Here is a 19126-nt window from a genome sequence, read left to right as displayed (position 1 = left end):
CTATGGAAATTTAGGAAATTGATCAAAGTCAGGCTCCCGTTTTTCTTTAAATGAATCGCGGCCTTCTTTTGCTTCATCCATTGTGTAATAAAGCATGGTTGCATCGCCTGCTAATTGCTGAATTCCTGCAAGTCCATCCGTATCTGCATTCAAAGAAGCTTTAATCATCCGCAAAGCAATCGGACTTTTCTTCAGCATTTCATGCGCCCACTCCATCGTCACATCTTCTACCTCAGCAAGTGGCGCAATCGTATTGATCCAGCCCATATCCAAAGCTTCTTGAGCAGAATATTGTTTGCATAGGAACCAAACCTCTTTGGCTTTTTTATGACCGATTACTCGTGCTAAATAACCGGAACCATAACCGCCGTCAAAACTACCGACATTAGGGCCCGTTTGACCGAATACTGCATTATCTGCGGCAATTGTTAAGTCGCACACTAGCTGCAGTACATTCCCGCCGCCAATAGAGTAGCCTTTTACCATGGCAATAACCGGCTTCGGAATCACACGAATTAAACGCTGTAGATCCAATACATTTAATCGAGGCACACTATCTTCACCGACATAGCCACCATGCCCGCGCACCTTCTGATCACCGCCGGAACAAAAAGCCTTATCGCCAGCACCTGTTAAAATAATGACACCGATATCTTGTCTATCACGACTAATGTTAAACGCATCAATCATTTCCATCACAGTCTTTGGCGTGAACGCATTATGCACCTGAGGACGATTAATGGTAATTTTCGCTACTTTACCTTCTTGTTCAAATAAAATCTCTTCATATTCCTTGATTACTGTCCAGTTTCTCATGGGAAACCTCCTTAAATAATAAAAAATGTTCAACTCTTTCTTACGAAAGTCTTGTACTGTTCATCCTTATTTATTTTCAACGGTTCTATTATACACAAATATACTTTTTTTAGAATGATAGACGATTTAAAGAGGAATAAAAGTTCAAATATTATTATTTATTCCTTAAAATAAAACAAAAAAGATACATCATTCATTGACATATCTTCTTTTTATAAATTATTACTCAGATACAACCTGTGCGCCAAACGGCATCAGCGCTAGTTTTGCTAATTTAAATGACTGCATCCCAAAAGGAATACCGATAATCGTAATGCACAACAAACATCCGCTTATAAAATGACCGACAGCCAGCCAAAAGCCACTAAAAATCAACCAAAGAATGTTGACTAAAAATGACATGCTACTTGTACTGTAAACCACTTGTTTACCAAACGGCCAAAAACTCAAGCCAGCCAACTTAAAGCATTGAAGACCAATAGGAATCCCTACAATTGTCACACACCAAATTATTCCTGCCAATAACCATGATAATCCTCCAAAAAAGCCTCCGAAAATAAACCAAATAACATTTCCCAAACAACCCATAAAAATCACGCTACTTTCTTTTTAATAATAATTCCGATTATACTATAACTTTAAAAGAAATTCTTTTACTTATCATAATAAAACTTCTTGCATTCAAGTATAAGCCAATTCTGTGTTATACTGATCTCATTAAATAACGTAAAAGGATTGATACTATGGATCTGTTACAATATTTACAAATCAAGACCAAAGAGTCCTCCAAAGATCAAGTGGTTCTAACTATGGATATATCAGATTTTCACAAACAGCCACATGGCATTGTTCACGGCGGCGTCAATGGCGTTTTAATTGAAACAGCTTGTAGTATCGGCGCTAATGAGCAGCTTTCCGAAACTGAAGCATATGCGGTCGGAGTGGATTTACAAATCAATCATTTAAAAAGTGCCGCCAGCGGAACATTGAGCGTCATCGCTCAGCCCAACCATGTAGGACACTCTATCCAAGTCTGGGAAGCAAAAATCTTTAATGACGCCAATGAACTCACATCTGTTGGACGATGTACGTTAATGAGAAGAGAAATAAAAAGCAGCTAAAAGAACATGGCAATTGGAACAGACCTCAAAAAATAGAACAAGACTCTAGCTTTTTGAGGTCATTACAATCGCTGTTTGCTTAGCTGTTTTTATTTACTTTCAAATCTCGTAAAACGAAACGATTATTTAAATAATTTCTCCTGTGATAATTTTCAGCTTCATCAATAAAGAAGAAACCAATTCTAATTCATTTTGATTTACGTCTGCATATTTTTGTTCAATAATATGCTCTCGTTCTTTTTTTACTAACAAACGCATCACACTTAATTCTTCCAACGTTAAATTAGATAAATAGCTGTGATTTGGTTCAGAATAAGCTTTTGCTTCAATATCAAGCGTATCCGGATTTCGTTTAAGACTGGTCCGCACTTTAAAATGGTTGGAGAATGTGATCAATTCAACGTAGAAATATTCTGAAAATGTAATAGGTTTACGTTCTATAACAATCGTTTTCTCTCCAAATACTTCTAGAATATCATCAATAAAGTTGGATAATGCTGTACCGATATTCAATTGCTTCGAAAACGTTTTATCTAATAATAGTTTTTCTTGTATCATCCTCTTACCTCACACTTCTTATTACTTTTTATTATAAACGTACTTTTTATTAAAGTAAAAGAAATGTTAATTAACATTTTTATTTATTTTAATAAATATTGTTCTGAAAAAGGGTGGTTCTATCTTAGAAATAATAAAAAAACAGGAATAAAAGACATTGAGCCTTTATTCCTGTTTGAAGTGTGCTTCTATTCTTCTGTCGCTGCCTGATTTTCTGTTGTTTCTGTTTCTTCTTCCGGCTCTGGTTCAACCACTGCCATTGTGACTACTTTCGCATCTTCTTCCATTCTCATCAAACGAACACCTAGTGTTGAACGTCCGGTTTGTGAAACTGAATCGACATTAAAGCGGATAATAACGCCTTTATTTGTAATCACCAGAATATCTTCGTCACCACGAACTGTAGTAAGTCCAGCTAATGGACCATTTTTCGCCGTAATATTGGCTGTCTTAATTCCTTTACCGCCACGGCCTTTTACAGGGTACTCAGAGGCTTTTGTGCGCTTGCCGTAACCATTTTCCGTCAAGACTAGAACTTCCGTGTCAGCGTCCAATAAAGAGGCTCCTACAACGTAGTCATCTTCTCTTAAACGAATACCGCGTACACCAGAAGCCGTTCGTCCCATATCACGGACAGCTGTTTCGGCAAAGGTTACAGAATACCCATTATGCGTACCGATAATCATGTTCTGTTCACCGTTGGTTAAGACTACATTTACCAGCTCATCGTCTTCTTTTAGACCTATCGCAATCAGACCGTTGCTTCGAATATTTGAAAAAGCAGTGACGGCGGTACGTTTGACTGTACCTTTGCGAGTGGTAAAGAATAAGTAGTGCCCTGCTTCAGCTTGGCCTTCAACGGCAATGATTGCCTGAATTTTTTCGCTGGAATCAATCCCCAGCAAATTAATTACAGGAATTCCTTTGGCTGTGCGGCCGTATTCAGGAATTTCATAACCTTTTGCACGGTAGACTTTTCCGTTATTAGTAAAGAATAATAAGGTGTCATGAGTAGAACAAGACACTAAATTCTTCACGAAATCATCATCATGAACACCCATGCCTTGAACACCGCGACCACCGCGACGTTGTGCCCGGAATTCACTGTTAGCTACACGTTTAATATAGCCATTGTTCGTCAACGTGATGACCACTTCTTCTTCTTCGATTAAATCTTCGTCTTCAAGACTCAAGACTTCACCGACTAATAATTCCGTACGGCGAGCATCGCCATATTTATCACGGATATCCCCTAGTTCGGTTTTGATGATTTCAACAACACGTTCAGGACGTGCTAAAATATCATCCATGTCAGCGATAAATGCCAATAGCTCTTGGTATTCATTTTCAACCTTGTCACGCTGCAAGCCGGTTAAGCTACGTAAACGCATATCCATGATTGCTTGTGCTTGACGATCTGTAAAATCAAAACGTTCAATCAATGATGCTTTCGCTTCATCATCCGCTCTTGAACCGCGGATAATTGCAATGATTTCATCGATATGATCTAAAGCAATCCGCAAGCCTTCCAAAATATGCGCACGCGCTTCCGCTTTTTTCTTATCAAATTTGGTTCTGCGGACAATAACGACTTTTTGGTGTTCGATATAATTTTCAAGAATTTGTTTTAAACTCAAAATCTTCGGTATGCCTTTTTCAATCGCCAGCATATTAAATCCAAAAGAACTTTGTAAAGCGGTCATTTTATATAGATTATTCAAGATAACAGATGCACTAACATCGCGACGCACATCGATAACGATCCGCATCCCTTCACGAGAAGATTCATCACGTAAATCCGTAATACCTTCAATTCGTTTTTCACGATGGAGCTCTGAAATACGCTCGATTAATTTTGCTTTGTTAACCATATACGGTAGCTCAGAAACTAAAATACGTTCTTTCCCGTTCGGCATTTCAGTAATTTCGACTTTCGCACGAACAGTGATTGACCCTTTACCAGTTTCATACGCACGACGAATTCCTGATTTTCCCATAACTAACCCGCCTGTAGGAAAATCCGGACCAGGCAAGACTTCCATCAGTTCATTTGTTGTTACGTCAGGATTGTCCATTAATAAATTGGTTGCCTCAATAACTTCCGCTAAATTATGCGGCGGAATGTTCGTCGCCATCCCTACAGCAATCCCGGTGGTACCATTGACCAGCAGGTTAGGAAAACGCGCCGGTAATACATCCGGTTCTTGTTCTGAATCATCATAGTTTCCGTGGAAATCAACGGTATCTTTATTGATATCACGCAGCATTTCCAAAGCGATTTTTGTCATACGCGCTTCTGTATAACGCATCGCAGCGGCACCGTCGCCATCGACAGAACCGAAGTTTCCGTGACCATCCACCAGCATGCTGCGGTAGCTAAACGGCTGCGCCATCCGGACCATTGACTCATAAATTGCACTGTCGCCGTGAGGATGGTACTTACCCATAACATCCCCAACGATACGGGCAGATTTTTTATGTGGTTTATCAGGTGTAACACCCAACTCATTCATCCCGTATAAAATACGGCGGTGAACAGGCTTCAACCCATCACGTACATCCGGCAATGCCCGAGCTACGATAACGCTCATCGCATAATCAATGAAGGATTCTTTCATTTCACTGGTCAGATTGACGTCTTGAATGTTTTCTTTCATTTCTTCACTCATGAATTTTGCTCCTTCTTAAACTAAATATCTAGATTTTTCACGTAATGGGCATTTTCTTCAATAAACGCACGGCGTGGTTCTACCCGATCGCCCATCAGCATTTCAAAAATTCGATCTGCTTCAATTGCATCATCTACACTGACACGGGACATTAAGCGTTTTTCCGGATCCATTGTTGTTTCCCATAATTGGTGATCATCCATTTCGCCAAGTCCTTTATAACGCTGAACGCTAGGTTTAGGGCTTGCTGGTAATGATTCTAACACTCTTGCCAATTCTTCTTCAGCATTTTTTCCAGGCTGAACATAGGTAATATTTTTTCCTTGCTTCACTCCGTATAACGGCGGCTGAGCAATATACACATAACCTGCTTCTACGACTGGACGCATGAAGCGATAGAATAAAGTCAACAGCAACGTACGAATATGAGCGCCATCGACATCGGCATCGGTCATAATAACTAATTTATGGTAACGAGCTTTAGAAACATCAAAGTCAGCACCAAAGCCCGTGCCCATTGCTGTAAATAATGAGCGGATTTCTTCATTTGCTAAAATTTTATCCATGCTGGCTTTTTCAACGTTCAAGATTTTCCCGCGAATTGGCAAAATTGCTTGGAATTCACGACTGCGGCCTTGTTTTGCTGAACCGCCGGCAGAATCTCCTTCGACGATAAAAATTTCACATTTTTCCGGATCTTTACTTGAGCAGTCCGCTAATTTACCAGGTAAATTACTGATTTCAAGCGCGCCTTTACGACGAGTCACTTCGCGGGCTCTTTTTGCAGCTAAACGAGCTTTAGATGCTAATAAGCCTTTTTCGACGATTTGTTTTCCAACTGTTGGATTTTCCATTAAGAACTTAGTGAAATATTCTGAGAATAGACGGTCAGTAACTGTACGAACTTCAGAATTTCCCAGTTTGGTTTTGGTTTGTCCTTCAAACTGCGGTTCCGGATGCTTGATGGAAATAACTGCTGTCAAGCCTTCACGCACATCTTCACCTGTCAGGTTTTCATCATTTTCTTTCATGATCTTTTGTTTACGTGCATAATCGTTAATCACACGTGTTAATGACGTTTTGAAACCTGATTCGTGGGTTCCGCCTTCATAAGTATGAATGTTGTTGGCAAAGCTTAAAATATTGGAATGGTAGCCGTCCGTATATTGCATAGATACTTCAACGGTAATATCTTGTTGCTCCCCTTCAATGAAAATTGGTTCAGGGAATAAGACTTCTTTATTGCCGTTTAAATGCTCAACGTAGCTCTTAATTCCGCCTTCATAATGGTATTCTTTCAAGACAGGCTTTTCTTCCCGCTTATCTTCGATCGAAATTTTCAAACCACGATTTAAGAAAGCCAGCTCTCTTACTCGTGTCGCTAATTTATCGAAATTAAAAATAGTTGTTTCGGTAAAAATTTCAGGATCCGGTACAAAATGAACGGTTGTACCATGACGATCTGTTTCACCGATTACTTTTAGATCATCGACTACTGCGCCGCGCTGAAATTCTTGGTAATGAACCTTACCGTCTTTGTAGACTTTTACGTCCAATGTAGTAGACAAGGCATTAACAACTGAGGAACCAACCCCATGCAGACCACCGGATACTTTATATCCGCCGCCGCCGAATTTACCGCCGGCATGTAAAACAGTAAAGACTGTTTCCACCGCAGGTCGTCCGGTTTTTGCTTGAATATCAACCGGGATTCCTCGACCGTCATCGACTACTGTAATGCTGTTATCCGGCTCAATGACTACTTGAATACTTGTAGCAAACCCAGCCAGTGCTTCATCGATTGAGTTGTCGACAATTTCCCAAACTAAGTGGTGCAGGCCTTCTGAACTCGTCGAGCCGATATACATTCCGGGACGTTTCCGAACCGCTTCAAGACCTTCTAATACCTGAATCTGACTGGCATCATATTCTTGGGCACGTTCTTTCATGTTCTTTTCTTCTTCTGTCATATAGATGCTTCCCTCTCTATCTCTCCCTGATGAACATTAAAAATATCCGGTTCAACAGTTAATTTATTCGTTAAATGATCCAGACTGGTCGTTGTTAAAAATGTCTGAACCTTTCCTTCGATTGTTTCCAGCAAATGCAGCTGTCGTTCGTTGTCCAACTCACTCATCACATCATCCAGCAGCAACACCGGATATTCTCCAGTTTCTGAATACATGAGATCAATTTCAGCCAGCTTGACACTTAAAGCAGTGGTTCGCTGCTGCCCTTGTGAGCCATAGGTCTGTACATTTTGACCATTTACATTAAAAATCAAATCATCCCGATGCGGACCTAAAAAAGTATTCGCTTTAAATAATTCACGCTTGCGGCTGTCCAATAGACTTTGCAGCAGCTGTTTGTGGATCTCCTCTAGTGAAAATTCTGCTTTATTTAAAGGGATACTTGAAAAATACTCAATCGCTAGTTCTTCTTTTTCATGGCTGATCTTTTTATGCAGCACATTTGCCCAATATTCCAGCTTTTTAATGAATGCCAAACGAGCATAAAGCACCTTACTGCCGAATTCGGCCAGCTGCTCTGTCAAAATGTCCAAATAAATGGTATCCGTCTGCTTCTTTTCAGCAAGCTGTTTTAAATATTGGTTACGCTGCTTTAGTACCGACTGATACTGCACAAGATCATACAAATAAATCGGATTCACCTGACCAAGCTCCATATCGATAAACTTTCGGCGCAACTGCGGCGATCCTTTAACCAGCGATAAATCCTCCGGCGCAAATAAAATAACATTCAGCTGTCCTATGTATGAACTCAAGCGTTTTTGCTCAATATGATTCACTTTGGTTTTGCGCCCTTTATTGGAAATGAGGATTTCTAAAGGAACCGTGCCGCTCTTTTTTTCAATCACTCCGCTAATTTTGGCTGCCTCAGCATCCCAGCGAATCAATTCTTTTTCGTTACTCGTCCGGTGACTGCGAGTCATCGCCAAGACATAAATACTTTCCAGAAGATTCGTTTTGCCTTGCGCATTCTCTCCTAAAAAGATATTTAAGGTCTTAGGAAAATCTAAAGTCAGCTGTTCATAATTTCGATAATGCTGTACTTCGATTTTATTCAGTCTCATCGATCGGCTCGTTTCCTTTTTTTGCCATAAAAAAAGTACCTTCTTCAGGTATTTCGATCATCATACCGGGATACAATTTTCTTCCGCGGCGATTTTCCGGCTCCCCATCGACAAACACGCTATTTTCAGCTAAATACCATTTGGCTTGTCCGCCGCTTGCAATAACATTGACTTCTTTTAAAAATTGACCAAGTGTCATGTAATCTGTTTCTAAAACAAGCGTTTTTTTCAAAATGCATCCCTCTTTTTTATTTTCACTTTCATTCTTATATTATACTCTTTTTTTGGTCAGAAAACAAATTTATCCGTCTAATTTTCATTCTAAGCAATTTTAATTTCAAACGACTAAAAATATTCTAACGATTGAAAAACTCTTAAAATGCATTTTAGAAAGAAATATGAGCAGATAATCTTTGTTATATTTTTCATTTGTTTTCAAAAAAGCTGAAAATAGCTGTAATTCACTTATAGCACAAAAGCTCCTTGTGACAGAAGTATAGTCACAAGGAGCTTTCTAAGTACGAATAAACGGCGGGAGCAGAAGCAACTCCTTCTTATTTCTCGGAGTTAAACGCTTCTGACCCAGCCACTTGTTTTTTTATAGCTTAATTGGTACGAACAGGTGTAATCAGCTGAATGAAATCCAACTCTGTTTCTGTTGGTTCCAGCGTAAATGGTCGAATGGCAGAAATGAATTTAACAGTAATATTCATATCGCCAAAGGCACGTAGCGCATCTTTCATGTAATCTGGATTGAAAGAAATTTCTAATGGATCTCCCGTAACGTTTTCGTAATTCAACGGTTCTTCAACTTTTCCGATTTCAGGAGAATTTCCATAGAGAACCACAGAATCGGAAGCAATCGCTAAACGAACAATGTTGTTGCGGCCTTCATGTGATAATAAAGACGCACGATCAATCGCAGAAAGTAATTCAGGAACATAAAATTCAATCTCTGTATTAAAGCTGGTTGGAATTAAACGATTGGTATCAGGATAATTGCCTTCCAGTAAACGCGAATAGAAATACATATTTTGCGTTTTGAACAGCACTTGATTTTCCATGATGCTGATTTCAACCATTTCTTCTTCATTAGTGAAGGAACGGGAAAGCTCCGTTAAGCTTTTTCCTGGAATCACGATATTGAAATCTTCTGCTGCTTGTTCAATTGGAATAACACGCTGACTTAAGCGATGAGAGTCTGTTGCTACTGCCAATAATTTTTGGTTTTCCAGAATAAAATGAACACCGGTTAAGATCGGACGACTTTCATGCATAGAAACGGCAAAACCAGTTTCATTGATAATTTTTGTTAACAGATGAACAGGTAATTGAATTTGATTTTTGGCATCAATGACCGGTAGATGTGGATAATTTTCGGCATCTAAGCCGTTAACTGTAAAGTCAGCTTTTCCGGAAGTAATCGCTACTTGGTTATTTTCCAAAACTTCTAATGTAAAGGAATCTTCAGGTAATTTACGAATAATTTCACCAAAGAAACGTGCTTGTAAAACAATGCTCCCTGTTGATTCAATCGTCATTTCAGCTTTTTCATCCTCTTGACTTAAAAAGCTTTCAATGGAAATATCCGCGTTGCTGCCTGTTAAGGATAATCCTTCTTCTGTCAGGACAATTTTCACCCCGGTTAAAATTGGAATAGTCGTTTTAGATGAAATTGCACGTTGAACGGTTTGCAGTTCTTGTAGAAAAGTATTTCTTTTCACGGTTACTTTCATAATAATTAGGCTCCTTTTTTCTTATAGTAGTAGCTGTTGAATGTTAAGAGAAATTCATAAGTCTTTATATATAAATAAATAATAAAAGTAGTAGGTCTTGTTAATTCTGTGGAAAAGTAGAAAAACGAAATGAATTAGCAGTTTTCCACTTGTGTATAACTTGTGGAAAACTTTTTTGTTTCTGGCTTTTTTATCCACAGGCTAAGAATTGAGCAAATTTTTGATTTCGCTGACTTCTTTTTGAATCGTCGGATCTTTTTCCATTAATTGCTGAATTTTTTCATGCGCATGAATGACCGTTGTATGATCTTTACCGCCAAATTCAGCACCGATCTTTGGTAAGGAGTTATCCGTCATTTCTCTGGAAAGATACATGGAGATTTGGCGCGGAACAACAATGGATTTGACGCGTTTTTTCCCTTTTAGATCTTTTAATTGGATATGATAATATTTTGCCACTTCTTCTTGAATCTGTAAAATGGACAAATGATTTTGACTACCGACGGACTTCAGTGATTTCAACGCATCCGCCGCCAGACTGGTCGTGATATCCTCTCCATTAATAGTAGCAAAAGCCTGCACGCGCACCAAAGCACCTTCTAGTTCACGAATATTGGAATCAATTTGACCGGCGATATAGCTTAACGTATCATCTGGAATTTCCAAACGTTCCGCATCGGCTTTTTTGCGTAAAATAGCAATCCGGGTTTCTAGATCCGGCGGAGTAATATCGACGGACAAGCCCCAAGCGAAGCGGGAAACTAAACGCTCCGGCAATTTAGGGATATCATTCGGCGGCCGGTCACTGGTTAGGACGATTTGCTTATTTTCATTATATAGATCATTAAATGTATGGAAAAATTCTTCCAAGGTCGCTTCTTTTTCAGCTAAAAACTGAATATCATCGACTAAAAGTAAATCAACATTGCGGTATTCTTTCCTAAACTGTTCTGAGTTCTTTGTCTGAATGGAGTTGATAAATTCATTCGTAAATGTTTCACTACTCACATATTTGACCTTGGCATCGGGTTGATTTTGCAGCATTTGGTGACCAATCGCGTGCATCAAGTGAGTTTTACCCAAGCCGACACCGCCATAAAAGAATAGCGGATTGTAAATGGAACCAGGATCTTCAGCGACAACTAAAGCAGCTGCGTGCGCCATTTGGTTGCCTTTTCCGATGACAAACGTATCAAAGGAATACTTGGGATTCAGCAAGGCTTTTTTGCTGTTTTCAATGAGATTTTCTTTTGGCGCAGGTTCTTTTTTCTCTTCAATAGGTGCAACTTCTTGTTCACCGGCTACGATAAAGCGAGGCATCACTTCGGCACCAGTCAATTTAAAGCCAGTTTCGACAATTTTTGCCGCTAAATTCTTTTCCCAGTAATCTTTATGAACCGCGGAAGGAACTTCCAGCCAAAGCTGATTATTCTCTAATCGCAATGGGGTAGTTGTCTTGATCCACGCATCAAAGCTGGGTGCGGATAAAACAGATTGGTAAGCATCTTCTAAACTTTTCCAGAAACTTTCCATATCCGGCATATAGTGACCTCCTTAGTTAAAAGCTGACAGACGAACACCAGTGCAGGCGAAAGAAGTAAAACAAACGATGGCTTCTCAGTTGTTTTACCTGCATGTCACAACGTGCAAGTCTATGACGCTACATAATATGAGTAATAGTGTTACTAAAACTTTTTATGAAACTTCTATCTTATTTAAAGTGCCAACCAGCCCTTAAAAATTTCTATGTAAAAAAGCAGGAAACCCCCAAATAGATAAGCAAGTAAAATTTTAGCATTTTTTTCAAACTTTTTCCACAGGCAAATTGTGAATTGTGGAAAAAAAATTAACAAGAGGGAAAAAAATTATCCACAAGGAACAGTGAAGTCGTGGATAACTTGCTTATTATATTATTATCCACAGCCGATTCTGTAAAACAAATGCAGGATTTAAAGGTTTTTTTAAAAGTTATGCACAAAAATAAAATAAGTTGTGCATAACTTTTTAACAACCTGTTTTTTTGTGCAAAAGTGAAAAAGAAATGAAAAGTAAACAGAAAATTTGTGGAAAGCTATCCACAATTTCATTCAGTTTTTTTTCATTTTGTGGATAACTTTTTTAGTGGAAACGAAAAATTAATTCACGGAATTTTATTGACAAATCCACCCAATACTAGTTATACTATCAAAGTATGTCTATATATTGATGAAAAGTTACATTTTCAGGAGGTGGAACAACAGATGAAAAGAACATATCAACCAAATAAACGTAAACGTCAAAAAGTTCATGGTTTCCGTAAACGTATGAGTACAAAAAATGGTCGTCGTGTATTAGCAAGCAGACGTCGTAAAGGCAGAAAAGTTATTTCCGCTTAATTAATGAAAATTTTTACCAACGTGATAAACGCAAGAACCCTTTATTATCTTCACAGAATAATGTGTGAACATAATAAAGGGTTCTTTTTTTGCAAGAAATGAAGTGAAAAAAACCGGAATCAATGCTAATATATAAATTTGAACCCCTCACCGGCGAATTCTATAGATATTTTCGTGGAATTTTGAAAAAAAATCAGGCAAAATATGCTATTATTGTAGAGTGAGTAAATAGAAAGACAGAAAGAAACAAAGGGATGCAGATGAAAAAATCCTATAGAGTAAAAAAAGAAAAAGAATTTCAGGCAGTTTTCCAAGAAAAACAATCTTGTGCAAACCGCAGATTTGTGGTCTACATTTTGGAAAAGCCTAACCAAAAGCATTTTCGTGTAGGAATTTCGGTAGGTAAAAAAATCGGCAATGCAGTCACTAGAAATGCAGTAAAACGGAAAGTCCGCGCCGCTATTTACCAGTTAAAAGATCAGATCGAGCCGGCGTGCGATTTTATCATCATTGCCAGACCCGGTGTTGAACAATTAACAGCAGAAGAAATTCATACAAATGTTAGACATGTCTTGAAGCTTGCAAAAATTTTAAAATAAGAGAGGAACAGTTTTGTGAAGAAGTATAAACGCTTATTATTGATGGCGGGTCTCATTTCCCTGATTTTTGTGTTATCTGCCTGTGGTACAGCACCAATTAATGAAAGTAGTACGGGAATTTGGGATCGTTACATTGTTTATTATTTTGCTCAGGCGATTAAGTTCTTATCCGTTTCAGGCAATACTGGGATCGGGATTATTCTATTTACTTTAGTTGTTCGAATCTTCCTGCTACCACTGATGCATTTCCAAACGAAAAGCATGCGCAAAACGCAGGAATTACAACCGAAATTAAAAGCATTGCAAAAGAAATATTCATCAAAAGATCCAGAAACGCAACGCTTATTTAGAGAAGAGCAACAAAAGTTGTATGCCGAAAATGATGTGAATCCATATGCTGGTTGTTTGCCGCTGCTGATTCAAATGCCGATCATGATGGCCTTGTATCAATCCATTTCCAGAGTACCGGAATTAAAACAGGGCAGCTTCATGTGGCTGAATTTAGGCAAACCCGATCCATATTTGATTTTACCGATTTTGGCAGCAGTCTTTACGTTTGCCAGCACTTATTTAACAAGCATGAGTCAGGTTGAGTCTAACGCTTCATTGAAGATCATGAACTTTGCAATGCCAGTGATGATTTTTGTCATGGGTATGAGCTTAGCTAGTGGCTTGTCATTATATTGGGTAATATCTAATGCGTTCCAAGTAGGTCAAACACTTCTAATTAATAATCCGTTCAAGATTCGTAAAGAACGGGAAGCAGAAGAAAGAAAAGTTAAAGAACGGGAAAAAGCACTGAAAAAAGCGCAAAATCCTAAGAAAAAGAATAAAAAGAGATAAAAGGAGGTTTTCCGGATGCCGGTTTATGAGGGAAACACAATTGAAGAAGCGACAGCTAAAGGGTTGCAAGCATTGAATTTAACCAAAGAGGACGCAGAAATTAAAGTAATTGCGGATGCCAAAAAAGGGTTCTTAGGTTTAGGCAAAAAATTAGCGCAAGTAGCGATCGAGCCTACAGTTAGTGAACAAATTACTGAAGCAGTTGAAGAAACGGTTGAAGAGGTTCTTACGACAGATGAGCTGCCAGAAGAAACAGCTGCTGAGGAATTGTTGAGCACTTCAGAAGTGGACATCACTTCAGAACCAAAAGCTCTGGAAAATCTTGACGATGAAGAAGCAATTACTGAATTAGCTTTATATTTAACATCAATCTCTAAGGAGTTAAATGCGCCTGCCTTAGTGCGTTTGGAACGTCAGGACGGTCTGTTGATTTTCCATTTAGATACGGACAAGCAAGGAATTCTGATCGGAAAACACGGCAAGGTCCTGAATGCGCTGCAGTATCTGGCACAGGTTTTCGTTCATCGGGCAGCAGTCAATAAATTATCCGTTGTGGTTAATGTTGGCGATTACCGGGAAAAACGTCAGGCAATTTTACAGCGTTTAGCAGAACGAACAGCTGAAAAAGTCAAACAAACCGGGCGCCCGGTCTTCTTAGAACCAATGCCTGCTTTTGAAAGAAAACAAATTCACTATACTTTAAGTAAAGATGAATACATCAAAACTCATTCAGAGGGCGATGAGCCTTATCGCTATTTAGTAGTAGAACCTGCGAAAAAACACTTTTAAAAAAACAGGACAGAAGCCGCTTGAGCTTCTGTCCTATTTTTTTATGGAATTGATGGAAAACTTAAGTAAAAATACAATTGAATCAACATTGATTTACCAAGCTTTTTGCAGAAACAGATTGACAAATACCTTTAAACAAAGTATATTTTAATACGAAATCATTCTTATCAACGTACAAAATACGATGATAAAGTAGTTGAGGCAGACATGCTTCTTCCAGCCTGGTTCTTTTAGGATCAGGTCTTTTTTTGTCTTATTAGCCGATAGTTGTTTGAGTAAATTGGACCACAGTGCCGTAAGCAAAGATTTCAACGACCCATTTTCCTTGGTATTCCACATATTTTTCTTCAAAATGACAGTTGATTACGGCATCAGCTTCATATTCAAAGGCTATCTCTTTTAATTGACGATAAACACCGCTGAAAACATCGTTTGCGTTTACTTCCGGTGAAAATAAATCTGTTTCAATTCGGTCTGTCGCAAAAACAATATCCCGAACAATATATTTCTTATTCACATTTCCGGTAGATAAAGTAATTCCGCTTAAACGGTTGTCCAATTCTTCCGGTGTTAGCTCTTCTTTTTGTGCACGTTTCATTTCAAAAACCTCCTGTCTTAGATACTTTTATTTTAAAGATAGTAAGGTTGAATTGCAAAATTTAAGCTATATTTTTAAAAACAGCAGATGTTGCGAAAAAAAAGAAAATATGCTATTCTAGGTCAAGAATTAAATAGGAATTGATGCAGTGAAAGTGCTAGATCCTACCCGAAAAAATATGGGGGGAAGTGGGCGCTTTTTTTGTAGTCAAAAATCAGCATACATAGTAAAAACAATGAGTGAAAGGAAGTCAATCATGCAAAAAGTCACGTTAGAATTTGATACGATTGCCGCTATTTCAACGCCGCCGGGTGAAGGTGCGATCAGCATTGTCCGTTTGAGCGGTGAAGAAGCAATTGCAATTGCAGATAAGGTTTACCGTTCCGGCAGTAAGCAACTGACGGATGTGCCGACGCATACGATTCATTATGGTCATATTATTGATCCACAGGATGAGCATCTACTGGATGAAGTCATGGTGTCTGTTATGCGTGCGCCTAAAACGTTTACTCGTGAAGATGTTGTGGAAATTAATTGTCACGGCGGCATTGTTGTCGTGAATCAGCTGCTGCAGCTGTTGCTAAGAGAGGGTGCTCGTTTGGCCGAGCCGGGAGAATTTACGAAGCGGGCCTTTTTAAACGGACGAATGGACTTGTCACAGGCAGAAGCAGTAATGGATCTCATTCGTGCGAAAACGGATAAAGCGATGCATGTGGCATTAGATCAATTAGACGGAAATTTATCTTCTCTAATTCGAGCATTGCGTCAGGAAATTTTAGAAACTTTGGCGCAAGTTGAGGTGAATATTGATTATCCGGAATATGATGATGTCGAAGAATTAACAACGAAATTATTATTGGAAAAAGCTGGCTTTGTCAAAGGTCAGATTGATGCACTTTTAACAACGGCCAAGCAGGGAAAAATTTTGCGGGAAGGCTTGAGTACAGCTATCATCGGACGACCGAACGTGGGGAAATCCAGCTTGCTGAATCACTTATTACGTGAAGAAAAAGCGATTGTTACCGATATTGCCGGAACAACCCGAGATGTTATTGAAGAATATGTCAATGTACGTGGTGTGCCTTTGAAATTAATAGATACAGCCGGAATTCGTGAAACAGAAGATATTGTGGAGCGAATCGGTGTAGAACGTAGCCGTAAAGCTTTAGCGGAATCAGATTTAATTTTACTTGTATTGAATCAAAATGAAGCATTAACGACAGAAGATCAACAATTATTGGCAGCTACTGAAGGCTTAAAACGGATTATTCTATTGAATAAAATGGATTTGCCGACAGAATTAGATAAAGAAGAGTTGAAGCAGCTAGTGAAGGATGAGGAAATTTTACCTGTTTCCGTTTTATCTAATACAGGCATGGATGCCTTAGAAGTGAAGATTGCCGACCTGTTCTTTGGTGGACAAACGGCAGAAAAAGATGCGACTTATGTATCGAACACGCGCCACATTGCTTTGCTGGATCAGGCAGCTATTGCTTTAGATGAGGTAATCCGCGGCATTGAAGCAGGCATGCCGGTCGACTTAGTCCAAATGGATATGACACGCTGCTGGGATTTTTTAGGAGAAATAGTCGGAGACAGTGTTCAAGACGAGCTGATTACACAATTATTCAGCCAATTTTGTTTAGGAAAATAGAGAGGAAGAGACGATGAATCAATTTAAAGCAGATTCTTATGATGTAATTGTTGTGGGAGCAGGACATGCCGGTTCAGAAGCTGCCTTAGCCGCTGCGCGTATGGGTAGCAAAACTTTGCTTTTAACAATTAACTTAGATATGGTCGCATTTATGCCCTGTAATCCATCAGTCGGCGGACCAGCCAAAGGAGTAGTCGTTAGAGAAATTGATGCCTTAGGCGGAGAAATGGGTCGTAATATAGACAAGACATACATCCAAATGCGGATGCTGAACACAGGAAAAGGTCCGGCCGTTCGCGCCCTGCGCGCCCAAGCGGACAAACATGCTTATGCAACAGAAATGAAGCATACGATTGAAAAGACAGAGAACTTGACACTGCGTCAAGGTGTCGTTGAAAAATTATTAGTAGAAGAAGGGATTTGCCACGGTGTTGTAACAACAACGGGTGCGGAATATCACAGTCAAGCTGTTATTATTACAGCGGGAACAGCTCTACGCGGTGAAATTATTATCGGAGAATTAAAATATTCCTCCGGTCCCAATAATTCATTGCCGTCTATTGGTTTAGCCGATCATTTAAAAGAATTAGGCTTGGAAATGGATCGTTTCAAAACAGGAACACCGCCTCGGGTGAAATCAAGTACCATTGATTATTCCGTGACGGAAGAACAGCCGGGGGATGAAACGCCTAATCATTTCAGCTTCAGCACGCCGGATGATGCATATAATTTAGATCAGCGTTCTTGCTGGCTGACATATACCAATGAAGGAACACATGAAATCATTCAGGCAAATCTGCATCGGGCACCAATGTTTACAGGAATTGTCGAAGGTGTAGGCGCTCGTTATTGTCCGTCGATCGAAGATAAAATCGTCCGTTTTTCAGATAAGCCGCGTCATCAGTTATTCTTGGAACCAGAAGGCTTAAACACGGAAGAAGTCTATGTTCAAGGACTTTCTACTTCTTTACCGGAAGATGTGCAAACGCAAGTCCTACATTCAGTAGCAGGCTTGGAAAATGCTGAAATGATGCGTACCGGCTATGCGATCGAATACGATGTGGTTGTGCCGCACCAGTTACGCCCAACCTTGGAAACAAAAATTATTGAAAATCTCTTTACAGCAGGCCAAACAAATGGTACCAGCGGCTATGAAGAAGCAGCCGGTCAAGGCTTGATTGCCGGAATTAATGCTGCTTTAAAAGTTCAAGGAAGAGACCCCTTTGTCATGAAACGCAGTGATGGCTATATCGGTGTAATGATTGATGATTTGGTTACTAAAGGAACCAACGAGCCGTACCGTTTACTAACCTCAAGAGCCGAATATCGCCTTATTTTACGCCATGACAATGCCGATTTACGTCTAACGGAACAAGGTCATGCGCTTGGCTTAGTGAAGGAAGCACAATATACTGCTTACTTGGCTAAGAAAAAAGCCGTAGAAGCCGAAATTGCTCGCTTAAGCTCTGTCAGAGTGAAGCCTACAGCTGACGTTCAAGCCTTTTTAGAAGCGAAAGGCTCTGTTCCGCTGAAAGATGGCGTCTTAGCCAGCGACTTCTTAAAACGCCCGGAAATGACGTATCATGAAGTCACACAATTTATCCCAGCTGCAGAAACAGAACTGGATGCAAAAGTCATCGAGCAAGTCGAAATCCAAATCAAATACGAAGGCTACATCAAAAAAGCCATGGACAAAGTTGAAAAACTAAAACGCATGGAAGCCAAACGTATTCCGGAAAACATCGACTACGAAGCAATTAACGGTCTGGCAACAGAAGCCAAACAAAAACTACAAAAAATCCAGCCGGAAACCATTGCCCAAGCCAGCCGCATCAGCGGTGTGAACCCCGCTGATTTGAGTATCTTGATGGTGTATATCGAACAAGGCAAGATAGCGAAGGTGAAGGCTTAAAAGTTTGTCGTTTCACTTTTTTTAGCAAATTATTAGGATAAGCCTTATATAAATATTGGTTTTTCCTATAGAGTAACGAATGACTGAACACCACATTATCATTGAATTTTTTCTCTTGTGACAAGAGTGAACACTTCTTTGGTAATGTGGTTTTTGTATTTCTATTTCATCATTATTATTGGCTTTGATCAATAGTAAAAGCTAAGTTAGTGATTGTTTTTGCAGTACTTGTTTAGTGACACTATATATACCGTTTTTTTCTGTCTCTTCAAGCATGATTATTTAGAGAACGCAAGTTAAATAATTTTTTGTATATATATATTATTACTTTTGGTATTATAAATTAAGAAGGAGAGCTGATG

General features: G+C 39.2%; 17 protein-coding genes. 7 read left to right on the top strand and 10 right to left on the bottom strand.

Annotated features, from left to right (window positions below; translation table 11 throughout):
• Complete coding sequence (menB, locus tag ABH902_RS10395; protein WP_404590653.1) at positions 1 to 816, bottom strand: 1,4-dihydroxy-2-naphthoyl-CoA synthase; 816 nt, start codon at positions 814 to 816, stop codon at positions 1 to 3.
• Between the two features lie 222 nt (positions 817 to 1038).
• The gene (locus tag ABH902_RS10390) at positions 1039 to 1404 is read right to left on the bottom strand and encodes a YccF domain-containing protein (RefSeq protein ID WP_404590652.1); all 366 of its coding nucleotides are present in this window, start codon (positions 1402 to 1404) and stop codon (positions 1039 to 1041) included.
• Positions 1405 to 1559: 155 nt separating this feature from the next.
• Here ABH902_RS10390 and ABH902_RS10385 point away from each other — a divergent pair, with 155 nt between their 5' ends.
• Positions 1560 to 1937: a PaaI family thioesterase gene (locus ABH902_RS10385; RefSeq protein ID WP_404590651.1), complete on the top strand. Its 378-nt coding sequence runs from the start codon at positions 1560 to 1562 to the stop codon at positions 1935 to 1937.
• A 126-nt stretch (positions 1938 to 2063) separates the two neighbouring features.
• Here the strand turns inward: ABH902_RS10385 and ABH902_RS10380 are convergent, their stop codons facing one another.
• From ABH902_RS10380 to dnaA, 7 genes are all read right to left on the bottom strand, one after another.
• A complete protein-coding gene (locus ABH902_RS10380) occupies positions 2064 to 2495 on the bottom strand; it encodes a hypothetical protein (RefSeq protein WP_154777002.1) in 432 nt (143 codons plus the stop codon).
• Positions 2496 to 2683: 188 nt separating this feature from the next.
• Complete coding sequence (gyrA, locus tag ABH902_RS10375) at positions 2684 to 5164, bottom strand: DNA gyrase subunit A (RefSeq protein ID WP_404590650.1); 2481 nt, start codon at positions 5162 to 5164, stop codon at positions 2684 to 2686.
• A gap of 20 nt (positions 5165 to 5184) precedes the next feature.
• Complete coding sequence (gene gyrB / locus ABH902_RS10370; protein WP_404590649.1) at positions 5185 to 7134, bottom strand: DNA topoisomerase (ATP-hydrolyzing) subunit B; 1950 nt, start codon at positions 7132 to 7134, stop codon at positions 5185 to 5187.
• A complete protein-coding gene (gene recF / locus ABH902_RS10365) occupies positions 7131 to 8258 on the bottom strand; it encodes a DNA replication/repair protein RecF (RefSeq protein WP_404590648.1) in 1128 nt (375 codons plus the stop codon). Before recF ends, gyrB begins: the two co-directional genes overlap by 4 nt.
• The gene (yaaA, locus tag ABH902_RS10360) at positions 8245 to 8490 is read right to left on the bottom strand and encodes a S4 domain-containing protein YaaA (RefSeq protein ID WP_404590647.1); all 246 of its coding nucleotides are present in this window, start codon (positions 8488 to 8490) and stop codon (positions 8245 to 8247) included. The genes recF and yaaA overlap by 14 nt, the downstream gene beginning before the upstream one ends.
• 373 nt (positions 8491 to 8863) lie before the next feature.
• Entirely contained in the window at positions 8864 to 9994 is a 1131-nt protein-coding gene (dnaN, locus tag ABH902_RS10355; RefSeq protein ID WP_404590646.1) for a DNA polymerase III subunit beta, read from the bottom strand.
• A 201-nt stretch (positions 9995 to 10195) separates the two neighbouring features.
• Positions 10196 to 11536: a chromosomal replication initiator protein DnaA gene (gene dnaA, locus ABH902_RS10350; protein WP_404590645.1), complete on the bottom strand. Its 1341-nt coding sequence runs from the start codon at positions 11534 to 11536 to the stop codon at positions 10196 to 10198.
• Between the two features lie 698 nt (positions 11537 to 12234).
• On the opposite strand from dnaA, the gene rpmH reads away from it, so the two are divergent.
• The 4 genes from rpmH (at position 12235) to jag (ending at position 14600) form a co-directional block, all read left to right on the top strand.
• Complete coding sequence (rpmH, locus tag ABH902_RS10345; RefSeq protein WP_002356012.1) at positions 12235 to 12369, top strand: 50S ribosomal protein L34; 135 nt, start codon at positions 12235 to 12237, stop codon at positions 12367 to 12369.
• 260 nt (positions 12370 to 12629) lie between these two features.
• Positions 12630 to 12968, top strand: a complete 339-nt coding sequence (gene rnpA / locus ABH902_RS10340) for a ribonuclease P protein component (RefSeq protein ID WP_404590644.1) — start codon at positions 12630 to 12632, stop codon at positions 12966 to 12968.
• 15 nt (positions 12969 to 12983) lie between these two features.
• Positions 12984 to 13811 carry a YidC/Oxa1 family membrane protein insertase gene (locus tag ABH902_RS10335; RefSeq protein ID WP_404590643.1) on the top strand — a complete coding sequence of 276 codons (828 nt, stop codon included), beginning with the start codon at positions 12984 to 12986 and terminating at the stop codon, positions 13809 to 13811.
• 15 nt (positions 13812 to 13826) lie between these two features.
• Positions 13827 to 14600 (top strand): RNA-binding cell elongation regulator Jag/EloR, encoded by a 774-nt coding sequence (gene jag / locus ABH902_RS10330; RefSeq protein ID WP_404590642.1) that lies wholly within the window; start codon positions 13827 to 13829, stop codon positions 14598 to 14600.
• A gap of 256 nt (positions 14601 to 14856) precedes the next feature.
• On the opposite strand, the gene ABH902_RS10325 is transcribed toward jag, so the two are convergent.
• Positions 14857 to 15198 (bottom strand): hypothetical protein, encoded by a 342-nt coding sequence (locus ABH902_RS10325; RefSeq protein ID WP_404590641.1) that lies wholly within the window; start codon positions 15196 to 15198, stop codon positions 14857 to 14859.
• 256 nt (positions 15199 to 15454) lie between these two features.
• Here ABH902_RS10325 and mnmE point away from each other — a divergent pair, with 256 nt between their 5' ends.
• Positions 15455 to 16852, top strand: coding sequence for a tRNA uridine-5-carboxymethylaminomethyl(34) synthesis GTPase MnmE (gene mnmE, locus ABH902_RS10320; RefSeq protein WP_404590640.1), 1398 nt, complete (start codon positions 15455 to 15457; stop codon positions 16850 to 16852).
• Positions 16853 to 16865: 13 nt separating this feature from the next.
• Positions 16866 to 18764, top strand: coding sequence for a tRNA uridine-5-carboxymethylaminomethyl(34) synthesis enzyme MnmG (gene mnmG / locus ABH902_RS10315; RefSeq protein WP_404590639.1), 1899 nt, complete (start codon positions 16866 to 16868; stop codon positions 18762 to 18764).
• The last annotated feature ends 362 nt before the right edge of the window (positions 18765 to 19126 follow it).

Source organism: Enterococcus sp. UD-01 (assembly GCF_044909655.1).
Taxonomy (GTDB): domain Bacteria; phylum Bacillota; class Bacilli; order Lactobacillales; family Enterococcaceae; genus Enterococcus_L.
The sequence above is the reverse complement of the archived record's forward strand: the minus strand, read 5'-3'. Positions and strand labels throughout refer to the sequence as shown.

What these genes read in the sequence shown, in the direction of transcription:
- ABH902_RS10325 (WP_404590641.1), bottom strand. Translation starts at nt 15,198, where the DNA reads ATGAAACGTGCACAAAAAGAAGAGCTAACACCGGAAGAATTGGACAAC.
- rnpA (WP_404590644.1), top strand. Translation starts at nt 12,630, where the DNA reads ATGAAAAAATCCTATAGAGTAAAAAAAGAAAAAGAATTTCAGGCAGTT.
- gyrA (WP_404590650.1), bottom strand. Translation starts at nt 5,164, where the DNA reads ATGAGTGAAGAAATGAAAGAAAACATTCAAGACGTCAATCTGACCAGT.
- gyrB (WP_404590649.1), bottom strand. Translation starts at nt 7,134, where the DNA reads ATGACAGAAGAAGAAAAGAACATGAAAGAACGTGCCCAAGAATATGAT.
- mnmG (WP_404590639.1), top strand. Translation starts at nt 16,866, where the DNA reads ATGAATCAATTTAAAGCAGATTCTTATGATGTAATTGTTGTGGGAGCA.
- ABH902_RS10380 (WP_154777002.1), bottom strand. Translation starts at nt 2,495, where the DNA reads ATGATACAAGAAAAACTATTATTAGATAAAACGTTTTCGAAGCAATTG.
- dnaA (WP_404590645.1), bottom strand. Translation starts at nt 11,536, where the DNA reads ATGCCGGATATGGAAAGTTTCTGGAAAAGTTTAGAAGATGCTTACCAA.
- menB (WP_404590653.1), bottom strand. Translation starts at nt 816, where the DNA reads ATGAGAAACTGGACAGTAATCAAGGAATATGAAGAGATTTTATTTGAA.
- ABH902_RS10390 (WP_404590652.1), bottom strand. Translation starts at nt 1,404, where the DNA reads ATGGGTTGTTTGGGAAATGTTATTTGGTTTATTTTCGGAGGCTTTTTT.
- recF (WP_404590648.1), bottom strand. Translation starts at nt 8,258, where the DNA reads ATGAGACTGAATAAAATCGAAGTACAGCATTATCGAAATTATGAACAG.
- ABH902_RS10385 (WP_404590651.1), top strand. Translation starts at nt 1,560, where the DNA reads ATGGATCTGTTACAATATTTACAAATCAAGACCAAAGAGTCCTCCAAA.
- rpmH (WP_002356012.1), top strand. Translation starts at nt 12,235, where the DNA reads ATGAAAAGAACATATCAACCAAATAAACGTAAACGTCAAAAAGTTCAT.
- jag (WP_404590642.1), top strand. Translation starts at nt 13,827, where the DNA reads ATGCCGGTTTATGAGGGAAACACAATTGAAGAAGCGACAGCTAAAGGG.
- dnaN (WP_404590646.1), bottom strand. Translation starts at nt 9,994, where the DNA reads ATGAAAGTAACCGTGAAAAGAAATACTTTTCTACAAGAACTGCAAACC.
- mnmE (WP_404590640.1), top strand. Translation starts at nt 15,455, where the DNA reads ATGCAAAAAGTCACGTTAGAATTTGATACGATTGCCGCTATTTCAACG.